This is a genomic window from Kluyvera georgiana ATCC 51603, assembly GCF_001654985.1.
Taxonomy (GTDB): domain Bacteria; phylum Pseudomonadota; class Gammaproteobacteria; order Enterobacterales; family Enterobacteriaceae; genus Kluyvera; species Kluyvera georgiana.
Genome location: NZ_LXEU01000010.1, coordinates 97030 through 111383, shown reverse-complemented (window position 1 = coordinate 111383; position 14354 = coordinate 97030). Strand labels below are relative to the sequence as shown.

At 56.4% G+C, this 14354-nt stretch carries 11 protein-coding genes; 7 read left to right on the top strand and 4 right to left on the bottom strand.

All coding sequences use genetic code 11. The features are described from left to right. Positions 1-26: 26 nt before the first annotated feature. Positions 27-590 (bottom strand): ADP compounds hydrolase NudE, encoded by a 564-nt coding sequence (gene nudE / locus M989_RS02315; protein ID WP_064541497.1) that lies wholly within the window; start codon positions 588-590, stop codon positions 27-29. Positions 591-895: 305 nt separating this feature from the next. On the opposite strand from nudE, the gene M989_RS02310 reads away from it, so the two are divergent. From M989_RS02310 to hslO, 4 genes are all read left to right on the top strand, one after another. Then, entirely contained in the window at positions 896-3043 is a 2148-nt protein-coding gene (locus M989_RS02310) for an intracellular growth attenuator family protein (protein WP_064541495.1), read from the top strand. 66 nt (positions 3044-3109) lie between these two features. Further along, positions 3110-3787 carry a GMP/IMP nucleotidase gene (gene yrfG / locus M989_RS02305; RefSeq protein WP_064541492.1) on the top strand — a complete coding sequence of 226 codons (678 nt, stop codon included), beginning with the start codon at positions 3110-3112 and terminating at the stop codon, positions 3785-3787. A 2-nt stretch (positions 3788-3789) separates the two neighbouring features. Beyond that, a complete protein-coding gene (gene hslR, locus M989_RS02300; protein ID WP_064541489.1) occupies positions 3790-4191 on the top strand; it encodes a ribosome-associated heat shock protein Hsp15 in 402 nt (133 codons plus the stop codon). Positions 4192-4214: 23 nt separating this feature from the next. Beyond that, on the top strand, positions 4215-5093 hold the full coding sequence (gene hslO, locus M989_RS02295) for an Hsp33 family molecular chaperone HslO (protein ID WP_064541486.1): 879 nt from the start codon (positions 4215-4217) through the stop codon (positions 5091-5093). 65 nt (positions 5094-5158) lie between these two features. Here hslO and M989_RS02290 read toward each other — a convergent pair whose 3' ends face one another. Further along, positions 5159-6877, bottom strand: a complete 1719-nt coding sequence (locus M989_RS02290) for a DUF4153 domain-containing protein (protein ID WP_064541483.1) — start codon at positions 6875-6877, stop codon at positions 5159-5161. Between the two features lie 369 nt (positions 6878-7246). On the opposite strand from M989_RS02290, the gene pckA reads away from it, so the two are divergent. Beyond that, a complete protein-coding gene (gene pckA, locus M989_RS02285; protein WP_064541482.1) occupies positions 7247-8863 on the top strand; it encodes a phosphoenolpyruvate carboxykinase (ATP) in 1617 nt (538 codons plus the stop codon). A 143-nt stretch (positions 8864-9006) separates the two neighbouring features. Here the strand turns inward: pckA and envZ are convergent, their stop codons facing one another. Both envZ and ompR read right to left on the bottom strand, forming a co-directional pair. Continuing rightward, positions 9007-10359, bottom strand: a complete 1353-nt coding sequence (envZ, locus tag M989_RS02280; RefSeq protein WP_064541479.1) for a two-component system sensor histidine kinase EnvZ — start codon at positions 10357-10359, stop codon at positions 9007-9009. Continuing rightward, a complete protein-coding gene (gene ompR, locus M989_RS02275; protein ID WP_001157751.1) occupies positions 10356-11075 on the bottom strand; it encodes an osmolarity response regulator transcription factor OmpR in 720 nt (239 codons plus the stop codon). Before ompR ends, envZ begins: the two co-directional genes overlap by 4 nt. Before the next feature lie 230 nt (positions 11076-11305). On the opposite strand from ompR, the gene greB reads away from it, so the two are divergent. Next, positions 11306-11779, top strand: coding sequence for a transcription elongation factor GreB (greB, locus tag M989_RS02270; RefSeq protein ID WP_064541476.1), 474 nt, complete (start codon positions 11306-11308; stop codon positions 11777-11779). A gap of 99 nt (positions 11780-11878) precedes the next feature. Next, positions 11879-14212, top strand: a complete 2334-nt coding sequence (locus M989_RS02265; RefSeq protein WP_064541473.1) for a Tex family protein — start codon at positions 11879-11881, stop codon at positions 14210-14212. Positions 14213-14354: the final 142 nt, after the last annotated feature.

The window sequence follows — 14354 nt, the reverse complement described above, 5'->3', positions numbered from 1 at the left end:
TAAAAAAGGCGCCGCTGGCGCCTTTTTTATGACAATCGGCCCTGAGCTTTTAGCCATTCGCGCAACAGGAACAGCGCGCTGACGTTACGCGCCTCGTTAAAGTCTGGATCGTCGAGCAAATCCATCAGGTTAGCCAGCGGCCAGCGCACCTGCGGCAGCGGCTCCGGCTCATCGCCCGGCAGCGATTCCGGGTACAAATTTTCCGCCACCACGATGTTCATTTTGCTGGAGAAGTAGGACGGTGCCATGCTCAGCTTTTTCAGGAACGTCAGTTCATGCGCGCCAAAACCCACCTCTTCTTTCAGCTCGCGGTTTGCCGCCTGCATCACCGTTTCGCCCGGGTCAATGAGCCCTTTGGAAAAGCCCAGCTCATAGGATTCGGTGCCGACGGCATATTCACGAATCAGAATAATGTGGTCGTCGACAATCGGCACAATCATTACCGCTTCACGTGAGGACGGTTTCATACGTTCATAAACGCGACGAACGCCGTTGCTGAATTCCAGGTCAACGCTTTCCACATTAAACAGGCGAGATTGCGCCACGGTTTCAACATGAAGGATGGTAGGTTTCTGTAATGATTTGCTCATTGGGCCGGATCTTTGCAGTGGTGACTTTTATCATTGTGCGATAGCGATGAGGTTCCGGCAATGTATAAAGCGTTTTATTTACATCATTGTAACCTTTATCAACCCATCTCTCATTTCTGGATAAATGTCAAGAGCTTGAATTGCAATTGAGAATTTACTGATACTCGTCAGAGGATGGGTTTGTTATGCTTACGTTTTGCGAGAGTCTATAAACTCTTTATAGTACCTCTGTAATACGTGCCGATGGTTAATAAGAAAAGCGGGCGACTCAAGAGACCTCTAAGAAAAAGTATGATGGGAAAAGCATGGGCACATTGATGATCTTTACCGTAGCGATACTGATCTGCGCCGTGCTGGTCGGTTGGCTCTTTCGTAAAAGGACAAAACGCCTTCAATTACCGTGGCTGCACCTTTTTCCTGGCGCAACCACGCGAAAACTGACCGACGAAGAGCGCCAGGGCGTTGAAAACTATCTGGGCGATCTGAACCGCGATTTGCAGGTTCCGGCGTCCGGCTCGACGATCGCGCCAACGGCGCTAACCCTCAACGCGCAAAGCGGCACCGTGTTCACGCTGACCCGCTCCATCACGCGCTATGGCATTACGACCGACGATCCGAATAAATGGCGCTATTTCCTCGACTCCGTGGAAGTGCACCTGCCGCCGTTCTGGGAACAGCATATTAACGATGAAAACAGCATTGAGCTTATCGTCACCGACGATATGCCGCTGGTCATCGGGCTCAACGGCCATTCACTCAAATCCTACTCGCAAGAGAGCCAGAATTTCGCGCTGGAGTCGACCACCTCGACGCAAGCCTCCATTCGCGGCGAAGAAAGCGAACAAATTGAACTGCTCAACATTCGCCAGGAAACCCATGAAGAACACGCGCTCAGCCGCCCCGACGGGCTGCGCGAGGCGCTGCTGATTGCCTCGGCGTTTTTGCTATTTTATTGCAGCCTGATTGCTCCTGCGGTATTTACCCCGTGGGTGCTGGGCGGAGCGCTGCTGCTGCTCGCTGGCGGGCTATGGGGACTCTTTGCTCCCCCCACCAAGACCTCTCTGCGCGAGATCCACTGCCTGCGCGGCACCCCTAAGCGTTGGGGCCTGTTTGGTGAAAACGATCAGGAACAGATCAACAACATCTCGCTCGGCATTATCGACCTCATCTATCCGCGTCACTGGCAGCCTTTTGTCGCGCAGGATCTGGGGCAGAAAACGGATATTGATATCTACCTTGACCGGCACGTGGTCCGTCAAGGGCGTTTCCTCTCGCTGCATGATGAAGTCAAAAACTTCCCGCTTCAGCACTGGTTGCGCAGCGCAGTCATTGCCGGCGGCGCGTTGCTGGTGGTGGTCATGATGTGGGTGAGCGTGCCGCTGAATATGCCGTTTAAGTTTACGATTTCATGGCTGAAAGGCGCCCAAACCGTAGAAGCCAAAGACGTTCGCCAGTTAGCGCAGGTCGGCGTACGCGTAGGCGACACGCTGCATCTGAGCGGCATCGGGATGTGTAATATTCACTCACCGGGCACCTGGACGGCGCAGGAAAGCTCGCCGTTCCTGCCGTTTGACTGTTCACAGATTATCTGGAACGACGCGCCGCGTCTGCCGCTGCCAGAATCCGAAACCGTCAGCAAAGCCACGGCGTTGGTGCAAGCGGTCAATCGTCAGCTGCATCCTTCTGCGGACGATGACTCTCGTGTCAGCGCAGCGCTGCGCTCTGCCATTCAGAAATCCGGGATGGTCCTGCTGGATGACTTTGCCGATATTGTGCTGAAAACGAAAGATCTGTGTTCAGCCGCCGACGACTGCGTGCGGCTGAAGAATGCTCTGGTCAACCTTGGCAACACCCGCGACTGGGATGCGCTCGTTAAGCGCGCCAACTCCGGCAAGCTCGACGGCGTTAACGTCCTCCTGCGCCCGGTCAGCGCCGAATCGCTGGATAATCTGGTAGAAACCTCCACCGCGCCGTTTATCCTGCGCGAAACCGCACGCGCGGCGCAGGCGCTCAATAGCCCGGCACCGGGTGGCTTCCTCATTACCAGCGATGAAGGTAGCGACTTTGTGACCCAGCCGTACCCAACCACCAGCCTGTATGACTATCCAGCACGCGAGCAGTGGAACGAGTTCCAGCGTCTGGCGGGTATGCTGATGCATACCCCGTTCCACGCCGAAGGCATCGTGACGAATCTCTATACCGACGCCAACGGTACCCAGCATATCAACCTGCACCGTATGCCGGACAGCAGCGGGCTGTGGCACTATCTGGCCACCACGCTGCTGATGCTGGCGATGATTATCTGCACAATTTACAACGGCATTCAGGCGCTGCGCCGCTATCATCGCCATCGGGAACGTCTGGCCGAAATTCAGAAATACTATGAAAGCTGCATCAACCCGGTTCTGCTTTCATCACCGGATGACTTTAAGTCCGATTTCCCGACCCACTAGCCGCCTCACAAGTCGCGACGGAGTTATGTTACTCTGTCGCGCATTTCTTCCGTCTGGAGACTCAGCATGCATTTCGACATCGCCTGGCAAGAGGTTGATACCGTACTTCTGGACATGGACGGCACGCTCCTCGACCTCGCCTTCGACAGTTATTTCTGGCAAAAACTGGTGCCGGAAACCTACAGCACAAAGCATGGCATCAGCCTGCAGGCGGCTCGGGAAGCCATCCGCCAGGAATACCACGCGGTGCAACATACGCTAAACTGGTACTGTCTGGACTACTGGAGCGAGCGGCTGGGTCTGGATATCTGCTCGATGACCAGCGAGCAGGGGCCGCGCGCGGTGCTGCGCGATGATACCGTCCCCTTCCTGGATGCGCTGAAGGCCAGCGGCAAACGCCGTATCCTGCTGACCAACGCGCATCCGCACAACCTTGCGGTGAAGCTGGAACACACGGGTCTCGACGCACACCTTGATTTATTACTTTCCACCCATACATTTGGTTATCCGAAAGAGGATCAGCGGTTATGGCAGGCCGTGGCGGAAAAGACGGGACTGGAAGCCGAACGTACGCTGTTCATCGACGATAGCGAAGCGATTCTGGATGCCGCCGCACGCTTTGGGATTCGCTATTGCCTCGGCGTCACTAACCCCGATTCGGGCATGGCGGAAAAAGCGTATCTACGTCATCCCGCACTTAACGATTACCGTCGTCTGATCCCCTCACTGCACGTGAAGGAGTGACCATGAAAGAGAAGCCCACTGACGGCGTCAGGCTGGATAAGTGGCTCTGGGCCGCGCGTTTTTATAAGACCCGCGCCCTGGCACGCGAGATGATTGAAGGCGGTAAAGTTCACTATAACGGGCAGCGTTCCAAGCCCAGTAAAGTTGTCGAACTGAACGCACAATTGACGCTACGTCAGGGAAATGACGAACGCACCGTGGTGGTGAAAGCCATTACCGAGCAGCGCCGCCCGGCGACGGAGGCCGTCGCGCTATATGAAGAGACGGCAGAAAGTATCGAAAAGCGCGAAAAAGTTGCCCTGGCGCGCAAGCTGAATGCGCTGACCATGCCGCATCCGGACAGACGGCCGGATAAAAAAGAGCGGCGCGACCTGATGAGATTTAAATACGGCGACAGTGAATAACTGCCACCCCAAGAGAGAAAATTATGACTCAACACGATCAATTACATCGCTATCTGTTTGAAAACTATGCCGTACGTGGCGAACTGGTCACCGTATCCGAAACGCTCGAACAGATTCTGGCAGGCCACAACTACCCGCAGCCGGTGAAAAACGTGCTGTCGGAGCTGCTGGTTGCCACCAGCCTGCTGACCGCGACGCTGAAGTTTGAAGGTGATATCACCGTTCAGCTGCAGGGCGATGGCCCGATGACGCTGGCGGTGATCAACGGTAACAACCACCAGCAGCTGCGCGGCGTGGCCCGTGTGCAGGGTGAGATTCCAGAAGATGCCGATCTGAAAACACTGATCGGCAACGGCTATCTGGTCATTACCATTACCCCAGCCGAGGGTGAACGTTATCAGGGCGTAGTCGGTCTGGAAGGCGATACGCTGGCGGCATGCCTCGAAGATTACTTCCAGCGTTCCGAACAGCTGCCTACCCGTCTTATTATCCGTACCGGTGAGTCTGAGGGTAAACCGGCCGCGGGTGGGATGTTACTGCAGGTGATGCCCGCGCAGAATGCCCAGCCGGAAGACTTCGACCATCTGGCGGCGCTGACCGACACGATTAAAGCCGAAGAGCTGTTCACGCTGCCGGCCAACGATGTGCTGTGGCGTCTGTACCACGAAGAAGAGGTGATGCTGTACGATCCGCAGGGCGTCGAGTTTAAGTGCACCTGTTCTCGCGAACGCTGCGCCGGTGCGCTGAAAACGCTGCCGGATGAAGAGATCAACAGCATTCTGGAAGAAGAAGGCGAGATCGATATGCACTGCGACTACTGTGGTAGCCACTACGTGTTTAACGCGATGGATATCTCTGAGATCCGCAATAACGCCTCTCCGGCGGACCCGCAGGTGCATTAATTCTGCCGCCTACCCGGCGGCGCAACGTTTGGCTGGGCAACATTTCGCGTAGCCCAGCCAAACGCCTAGCGCCGATACTCCAGCACCACCGTTTCATCTCCCAGCGTCATATCCTGCCACGCCTTCGGCTTCGCCCCGACCTTGCCCTCGGCGACCGCACGCAACAGTTTCTCTTTATTCACTCCGGCAGGCAGCGTTGCGCTGGCCTTAAACTCCCACCGCCCCACGCCCTGGCTAAACACCAGCACGGTACGATCGCCAAACGCATACAGCACCTGCTCTGCGTTACCGTCGCCGTTCAGATCCTGGCTGACCAGTACGCAGCTATCGACCTCGCTACAGGATTCCACCAGATAGCGCCGTTCAATAATAGCTGCCCACAGCGCCGCATCCGGCACCAGGCTGCCCGGTGCCACAACGACGTTGTTCTCCAGCATCGGCGAGGTCATTTTTTCCAGCGGACTACGATCGCCGTTAAGCAGCCTCTTCAGCTCGCGCTGACGTTTAGCATCCTGGATAAATTGCGGGTCTTTTTGCAGCATCAGCAGCGCTTCACGCCCCGGCTTACCGCTGTGGGACAGCATATACAGGCTGACCTGATCGGCGTTAATTTTACCTTGATGGTAGCGCGCCATATGGCTATTGACGCTAATGCGTCCGCTATCGAGTAGTGGCGTATAAAGCAGTATCAATAGCGCCAGCGCCAGCAGCGACACCGCCAGATGCACCTTGCCCATCTGCGGCGAAGGATCTTCCCGGCGGCGCAGCAGACTCAGCACATAGCCCAGCGACCAGACCAGCAAGACCACCACCACCAGCGTGCCGTGCAGGCGCTCCGCCGTCCAGCCGTACTGCCCGATTCTCATCCACAGCGCCCAACCGGCAATCGCCGCATACACCGGCGTAAGCACCATCGCCGTAATGATGAGATAGCGCAGCGGCCGTGGATAGCTCAATCGCGATTGCTGCGGCTGCCAAACCATCGCCGTCAGCAACAGCTGACTCAGCGCTAAGGTGATCAGCAGCAGCGCGGCGGACACGCGCTGCGAAATCACCGTCAGCCCGGTAAACGCCAACGTCACGAGGAACAGAATCGCCAGCAGCGAAACTAACGGCAGCAGGCCAGTAGCAAGCAGCGTCAGCAGCTTATGAATGGCGCTCACCAGCCGCACGTTCTGCCGCGCCAGAATCACCGTCAGCGCCGTTACCAGGCCAATAACGAGGTAAATAAACCATTCCGTCTCAAAGAACAGGTGAGAGAAGAAAGTAATATTCGCCAGCTCAAACAGCCCGCTCCACAGCAGGAAGATGAGCCAGACCAGACCATTAGCGACGCCAATCAGCAGCAGCGTCAGCGCGTTCTGCCACTGTTGGTCATAGAAATGCACATAGCGATAGCTCCCCGGATGGGGGTGGAGCTGAAACTGTATCCACGGCAAAATCATCAGCGCCATCAACAGTAAACACCAACCATAACGGAACAGGGCATCGTACTGCCGCCATGAATCATCGCCGTTGAGGTTGCTTTTCAGCCATCCGCTCATGGCGAGGACGACCGCCAGAATAACGGCCAGCCAGCCCCACAGCGCGCGCTGGCGAAACGAGATGACGCTAAACAGCAGCACAGAAGATAATGCCAGGCTGCCGGGCAATCCATAAAATATCCACCAACCAGGGTGAGGAATAAGCTCAGTCACCAGCAGGTAGCACAGCAACCCTTGTACCAGGCCGGTTAGCACCATGCCCCAGCGGGTTGGCGAGGAAAGCGGTGTCACAGTATCCATATCAGTGTCCCTGCTTCAGGATAGGGTAAATAGAGTATCTCATTGAACGAAACAGAACCGAAATACGCCGTATCGACAGACGAGGTGAATCGATTTTTGTTCTGAAAGCATTACGTAATTTTCTTTCATAAATGCGATTACATTCACATTTATGCTGTCAATTAAACCATTTTGTAACCATTTAAGAACATTCGTGCCAAATACGCGGTGTTTCCTGTCATAATCCCTGTCGCTTCGTGACAGGAGTCACAATGTTTTCGTAAGTAAGACGTTTGTCGGGATACGTAAATCTATGAGCCTGGTCGCGGTCAACACCCCTAAAATACCCATAGAATTTATGGTAGTACATATTGGCTAAGGAGCAGTGAAATGCGCAACGGTATAACCCCGCAGGACCTCAAGGCTTATGGTATTAACGACGTACAGGATATCGTCTACAACCCCGATTACGATACATTGTATCAAGAAGAACTCGATCCTAACCTGGAAGGTTATGAGCGTGGTGTACTGACGAACCTGGGAGCAATTTCTGTCGACACCGGTATCTTTACCGGCCGTTCTCCGAAGGACAAATACATTGTTCGCGATGACACAACCCGCGACACCGTGTGGTGGTCTGATAAGGGCAACGGAAAAAATGACAATAAGCCTCTGTCACCTGAAATCTGGCAACATCTGAAAGGCCTGGTGTCAGAACAGCTGTCCGGCAAACGTCTGTTTATCATTGACGCCTTCTGCGGCGCTAATGAAGACACCCGTCTGTCCGTCCGTTTTATCACCGAGGTGGCCTGGCAGGCGCACTTCGTCAAAAACATGTTTATTCGCCCAACCGATGAAGAGCTGAAGACGTTTAAACCTGACTTTATCGTTATGAACGGTGCGAAGTGCACCAACCCGCAGTGGAAAGAACAGGGTCTCAACTCGGAAAACTTCATCGCGTTTAACCTGACGGAACGTATCCAGCTGATTGGCGGGACCTGGTACGGCGGCGAAATGAAAAAAGGTATGTTCTCCATCATGAACTACCTGCTGCCGCTGCAGGGCATTGCGTCCATGCACTGTTCCGCGAACGTCGGCGAGAAAGGCGATGTGGCCGTGTTCTTCGGCCTCTCCGGCACCGGTAAAACCACCCTGTCTACCGACCCGAAACGTCGTCTGATTGGCGATGACGAACACGGCTGGGATGACGACGGCGTGTTTAACTTTGAAGGCGGCTGCTACGCCAAAACCATTAAGCTGTCGGAAGCGGCTGAGCCGGATATCTACCACGCCATTCGCCGCGACGCGCTGCTGGAAAACGTGGTGGTGCGTGAAGACGGCAGTATCGACTTCGACGACGGCTCAAAAACCGAAAACACCCGCGTTTCCTACCCGATTTATCACATCGACAATATCGTCAAGCCGGTGTCAAAAGCGGGCCACGCGACCAAAGTTATCTTCCTGACTGCCGATGCGTTCGGCGTACTGCCGCCGGTTTCGCGCCTCACCGCCGACCAGACGCAGTACCACTTCCTGTCTGGCTTCACCGCGAAGCTGGCGGGCACCGAGCGCGGCGTCACCGAACCGACGCCAACCTTCTCCGCCTGTTTCGGCGCGGCGTTCCTGTCGCTGCACCCAACGCAGTATGCAGAAGTGCTGGTGAAACGCATGCAGGCGGCGGGCGCTCAGGCCTACCTGGTGAATACCGGCTGGAACGGCACCGGCAAACGTATCTCCATCCAGAATACGCGCGCCATCATTGATGCCATCCTCGACGGTTCGCTGGATAACGCCGAAACCTTCACCCTGCCGATGTTTAACCTGCAGATCCCAACCGCGCTGCCGGGCGTCGACACCCACATCCTCGATCCGCGTAATACCTACGGTTCGCCGGAGCAGTGGCAGGAGAAGGCCGAAACGCTGGCGAAGCTGTTTAAAGAGAACTTTGAGAAGTACACCGATACGCCTGCCGGCGCCGCGCTGGTGAGCGCAGGTCCGCAGCTGTAACTCAGCGTGTGTAGGCCGGATAAGGCGTTTACGCCGCCATCCGGCAACGAACCGCACCGAGCCTGATGGCGCTACGCTTATCAGGCTTACAGGTCGTTCAAGCGCCAAAACAAAAACCGCCGGGGTTTTCCCCAGCGGTTTTTTTAGCTTTCTTTGCTGCCCGATGGCATCTGACCTGCCGGTATCGGCAGCCAGGCGCGAATCAACAGCCCGCCCCGTTCGCTGGTGTCTAATTCCAGCAGCCCGTTGTGGTTATCAATAATGCGCTGCACAATCGCCAGCCCCAATCCGGTGCCGCTGATGGTACGGGCGCTATCGCCACGCACAAACGGCTGGAACAGATGCTTGCGCTGTTCGGGCTTAATACCCGGACCGTCATCCTCCACCTGGAACCAGGCGCGATGCGCTTCACGGCCGCTGCTGACTTTAATCCAGCCGTTACCGTAACGGGCCGCGTTCACCACCATATTCGCCAGCGCGCGTTTGATGGACAGCGGATGCACACGCACCGGGATATCGCCATCCAACAGATTGGTTTCGATTTCACGCTCGTAGCCGCTTTCCGCTGCAATCACCTCACCGAGAACGGTGTTGAGATCGATAAACTCCAGCGGCATCTCCTGACCGGTACGCAGGTAATCAATAAACTGCTCGATGATGGCGTTGCACTCTTCGATATCTTTATTGATTGATTCCGCCAGATACCCGTCCTGCTCGCCCATCATCTCGGTTGCCAGACGAATACGCGTGAGCGGTGTACGCAGATCGTGGCTGACGCCCGCCATGAGCAGCGTACGGTCATCCGACAGCTGCTTCACGCCAGCGGCCATATGGTTAAAGGCCCGGGTCACCGAACGCACCTCCGACGCGCCATACTCGCGCAGCGGCGGCGGAATAATCCCTTTACCGACCTGAAGCGCCGCGTGCTCCAGGTCGACCAGGGGTCGGTTCTGGATGCGGATAAACAGCCATGCGCCGCCTATCGCCAGCAGCATAATCGCCAGGGTGTAACGGAACAGCGGGGAGAAGTCTCCCTGATGGATCTCGGTCAGCGGCACGCGCACCCAGATATTGGGCGACAGCCAGGTCTTCAACCAGACCACCGGGGAGCTTTTATTGACTTCAACGCGCACTTCGGTCGGCCCGCCGAGCTGCTGAGCCATCTGCTGGCTCAAAAACTCGTAGTGCTGCGCCCAGCGCAGGCCAGCCTCTTCTGCGGCTTCATCGGAATAGAGCGAAATGCCCAGTTCGCGATAGATCTCGCGGCGAAACGCCGGCGGCACGACCAGCTGCGTGCCGTCCTCCAGCTGCAGTTTATCGGTCATCAGCATACGCACTTCGTAGGCTAAGACTTTATTAAACTGCTGCAGGCTTGGCAGAATCGCGAAATTCAACACCACCAGATAGGTGGTCACCAGGCTGACGAACAGCAAGGTGACAATCAGCAATAACGTGCGGGCAAATGAACTTCGTGGCGAGAAGCGCAGTCGCCTCATGCTTTAGAGCCGTCCGGGACAAACACGTAGCCCAGACCCCATACGGTCTGAATATAGCGCGGATGCGCCGGATCTTCTTCCACCATGCGGCGTAAGCGGGAGATCTGCACGTCGATGGAACGTTCCATCGCCGAGTATTCACGGCCGCGTGCCAGGTTCATCAGTTTGTCACGAGACAGCGGCTCGCGCGGGTGGCTCACCAGCGCTTTCAGCACCGCAAACTCACCGCTGGTCAGCGGCATCGGCTCGTCTTCACGGAACATCTCACGGGTGCCGAGGTTCAGCTTGAACTTACCAAAGGCGATAACCGCTTCTTCCTGAGAAGGCGCGCCCGGCAGTTCGTTCGCCTGACGACGCAGCACCGCACGAATACGGGCCAGCAGTTCACGCGGGTTGAACGGTTTCGGAATGTAGTCGTCGGCGCCGATCTCGAGGCCCACGATACGGTCAACTTCTTCCCCTTTCGCCGTCACCATAATGATCGGCATCGGGTTGCTTTGGCTGCGCAGGCGGCGGCAGATGGAGAGGCCATCTTCGCCCGGCAGCATGAGATCCAGCACCATCAGATGGAAGGATTCACGGGTCAGCAATCTGTCCATCTGTTCGGCGTTAGCCACGCTTCGAACCTGGAAACCCTGCTCGGTCAGATAACGCTCCAGTAACGCGCGCAGGCGCATGTCGTCATCCACAACAAGAATCTTATAATTCTCTTGCATTGTTTTTACTCCCAAAGGTTCGCAACAATTAATCAGCATGTATTCTCAAAAAAGCCTGCGCTTGCGACCAGCTAAATCTGGTATAAATTCCAGGCTAAATTGTTACAAAGCATATTTAACAGCGAGTTAAGTATACAATGAATCTTAATACACATTATTTATTCTGTCGGTATGCTCACGTAATACGTATTGTGCGCAATATTTCCTCGGCAGCCAGGTAAGCACTTAAGATGAAAACACCGTTGATCACCCGTGAAGGGTACGAAAAGCTCAAACAAGAGATGGATTATCTCTGGCGCGAAGAGCGCCCGGAAGTCACCAAAAAAGTGACCTGGGCCGCGAGCCTTGGCGATCGCAGTGAAAATGCTGACTACCAGTATAATAAAAAACGCTTAAGGGAGATTGACCGCCGCGTTCGTTATTTAACCAAGTGTCTGGAAAATCTGCGTATCGTCGATTACTCGCCGCAGCAGGAAGGCAAAGTCTTTTTTGGCGCGTGGGTGGAGATTGAAAACGACGACGGCGATACCAAGCGTTTTCGCATTGTCGGCTACGACGAGATTTTTGGCCGCAAGGACTACATTTCGATCGACTCGCCGATGGCCCGCGCGCTATTAAAAAAAGAGGTCGGCGACCTCGCGGTCGTCAACACGCCAGCGGGTGAAGCTAGCTGGTACGTAAATGCGATCGATTACGTAAAATAACGCCGGAACAATCCGAAGCCCCCGCTGATGACTGGCATTTTTGCCAGTCAATCCGTATAACTGTCCCCTGATTTTATGACCTAACAGTGAAACCAAGCCATGATGAATGATTCGCTCTGCCGCATTATTGCGGGTGAACTTCAGGCCAGAGCCGAACAGGTGGAAGCCGCCGTTCGCCTGCTTGATGAAGGGAACACCGTGCCGTTTATCGCACGTTATCGTAAGGAAATCACCGGCGGGCTGGATGATACGCAGCTGCGTAATCTGGAAACTCGCCTGGGGTATTTGCGTGAGCTGGAAGACCGCCGTCAGGTCATTCTGAAATCCATCGGTGAGCAGGGTAAGCTCACCGACGCGCTGGAAAAAGCCATCAACGGCACGCTCAATAAAACCGAACTCGAAGACCTCTACTTACCGTACAAACAGAAGCGCCGTACCCGCGGGCAAATTGCCATTGAAGCGGGTCTTGAGCCGCTGGCCGATCTGCTGTGGAGCGAACCGTCTCACGACCCGGAAACCGAGGCGGCGAAATTTATCGATGCCGATAAGGGCGTGGCGGACACCAAAGCCGCCCTCGACGGCGCGCGCTATATCCTGATGGAACGCTTCGCCGAAGACGCAGGCCTGCTGGCGAAAGTACGTGACTACCTGTGGAAGAACGCCCATCTGGTGGCCAAAGTGGTCAGCGGTAAGGAAGAGGAAGGCGCGAAATTCCGCGACTACTTCGACCATCACGAACCGATTTCCACCACCCCTTCCCACCGCGCGCTGGCGATGTTCCGCGGGCGCAATGAAGGTATTCTGCAGCTCTCGCTCAACGCCGATCCACAGTTCGACGAACCGCCGAAAGAGAGCCACTGCGAACAGATTATTATCGACCACCTCGGCCTGCGCCTGAACAGCGCCCCGGCGGATAGCTGGCGCAAAGGCGTGGTGAGCTGGACCTGGCGCATCAAGGTGCTGATGCACCTCGAAACCGAGCTGATGGGCACCGTGCGCGAACGCGCGGAAGATGAAGCCATTAACGTCTTCGCCCGTAACCTCCACGATCTGCTGATGGCTGCGCCGGCTGGCCTGCGCGCGACCATGGGCCTCGACCCAGGTCTGCGTACCGGCGTGAAGGTGGCGGTGGTTGACGGCACCGGCAAGCTGGTGGCAACGGATACCATCTACCCGCACACCGGGCAGGCGGCGAAAGCCGCGGTTGTCGTCGCGGCGCTGTGCGAAAAACACAACGTTGAGCTGGTGGCTATCGGCAACGGTACCGCCTCACGCGAAACCGAACGTTTCTTCCTCGATGTGCAGAAACAGTTCCCACAGGTCACCGCGCAGAAGGTGATCGTCAGCGAAGCCGGCGCTTCAGTGTATTCCGCCTCCGAACTGGCGGCGCAGGAGTTCCCGGATCTCGACGTTTCCCTGCGCGGCGCGGTGTCTATCGCCCGTCGTCTACAGGATCCGCTGGCAGAGCTGGTGAAAATCGACCCGAAATCCATCGGTGTGGGCCAGTATCAGCATGACGTCAGCCAGACGCAGCTGGCGCGTAAGCTGGACGCGGTCGTCGAAGACTGCGTGAACGCCGTCGGCGTGGATCTGAACACCGCCTCCGTGCCGCTGCTGACCCGCGTCGCGGGCCTGACGCGCATGATGGCGCAGAACATCGTCGCCTGGCGCGATGAGAACGGCCAGTTCCAGAACCGACAGCAGTTGCTGAAGGTAAGTCGTCTGGGGCCGAAAGCGTTCGAGCAGTGCGCGGGCTTCCTGCGCATTAACCACGGCGATAACCCGCTGGACGCTTCCACCGTGCACCCGGAAGCCTACCCGGTGGTTGAACGCATTCTGGCGGCCACTCAGCAGGCGCTGAAAGATCTGATGGGCAACAGCAGCGAACTCCGCGGTCTGAAAGCCTCCGAGTTTACCGACGAGCGTTTCGGCGTGCCGACCGTCACCGACATCATCAAAGAGCTGGAAAAACCGGGCCGCGACCCGCGTCCGGAATTTAAAACCGCGAAGTTCGCCGATGGCGTGGAAACCATGAACGACCTGCTGCCGGGGATGATCCTCGAAGGCGCGGTGACCAACGTCACCAACTTTGGCGCCTTTGTCGATATCGGCGTGCACCAGGACGGCCTGGTGCATATCTCCTCGCTGGCGGATAAATTCGTCGAAGATCCACACACCGTGGTGAAAGCGGGCGATATCGTCAAGGTGAAGGTGCTGGAAGTCGATTTGCAGCGTAAGCGTATCGCCCTGACCATGCGTCTGGATGAGCAGCCGGGTGAAACCAATGCCCGTCGCGGCGGCGGTAATGACCGTCCGCAAAACGGCGGGCGTCCAGCAGCGAAAGCGGCCAAGCCGCGCGGTCGTGAAGCTCAGCCTACCGGTAACAGCGCCATGATGGACGCCTTAGCCGCAGCAATGGGTAAAAAACGGTAATCAATAAACGCCTTATCCGTTTGTAGGCCGGATAAGGCGTGTACGCCGCCATCCGACTGCGTGCTCGCATTGTGCCTGATGGCGCTACGCTTATCAGGCCTACCTTTCCTTCCCGGATATATAGCTCGCCCAGCCATTAGGA

What these genes read in the sequence shown, in the direction of transcription:
- hslO (WP_064541486.1), top strand. Translation starts at nt 4,215, where the DNA reads ATGACTCAACACGATCAATTACATCGCTATCTGTTTGAAAACTATGCC.
- pckA (WP_064541482.1), top strand. Translation starts at nt 7,247, where the DNA reads ATGCGCAACGGTATAACCCCGCAGGACCTCAAGGCTTATGGTATTAAC.
- yrfG (WP_064541492.1), top strand. Translation starts at nt 3,110, where the DNA reads ATGCATTTCGACATCGCCTGGCAAGAGGTTGATACCGTACTTCTGGAC.
- nudE (WP_064541497.1), bottom strand. Translation starts at nt 590, where the DNA reads ATGAGCAAATCATTACAGAAACCTACCATCCTTCATGTTGAAACCGTG.
- M989_RS02290 (WP_064541483.1), bottom strand. Translation starts at nt 6,877, where the DNA reads ATGGATACTGTGACACCGCTTTCCTCGCCAACCCGCTGGGGCATGGTG.
- greB (WP_064541476.1), top strand. Translation starts at nt 11,306, where the DNA reads ATGAAAACACCGTTGATCACCCGTGAAGGGTACGAAAAGCTCAAACAA.
- M989_RS02265 (WP_064541473.1), top strand. Translation starts at nt 11,879, where the DNA reads ATGATGAATGATTCGCTCTGCCGCATTATTGCGGGTGAACTTCAGGCC.
- ompR (WP_001157751.1), bottom strand. Translation starts at nt 11,075, where the DNA reads ATGCAAGAGAATTATAAGATTCTTGTTGTGGATGACGACATGCGCCTG.
- hslR (WP_064541489.1), top strand. Translation starts at nt 3,790, where the DNA reads ATGAAAGAGAAGCCCACTGACGGCGTCAGGCTGGATAAGTGGCTCTGG.
- envZ (WP_064541479.1), bottom strand. Translation starts at nt 10,359, where the DNA reads ATGAGGCGACTGCGCTTCTCGCCACGAAGTTCATTTGCCCGCACGTTA.
- M989_RS02310 (WP_064541495.1), top strand. Translation starts at nt 896, where the DNA reads ATGGGCACATTGATGATCTTTACCGTAGCGATACTGATCTGCGCCGTG.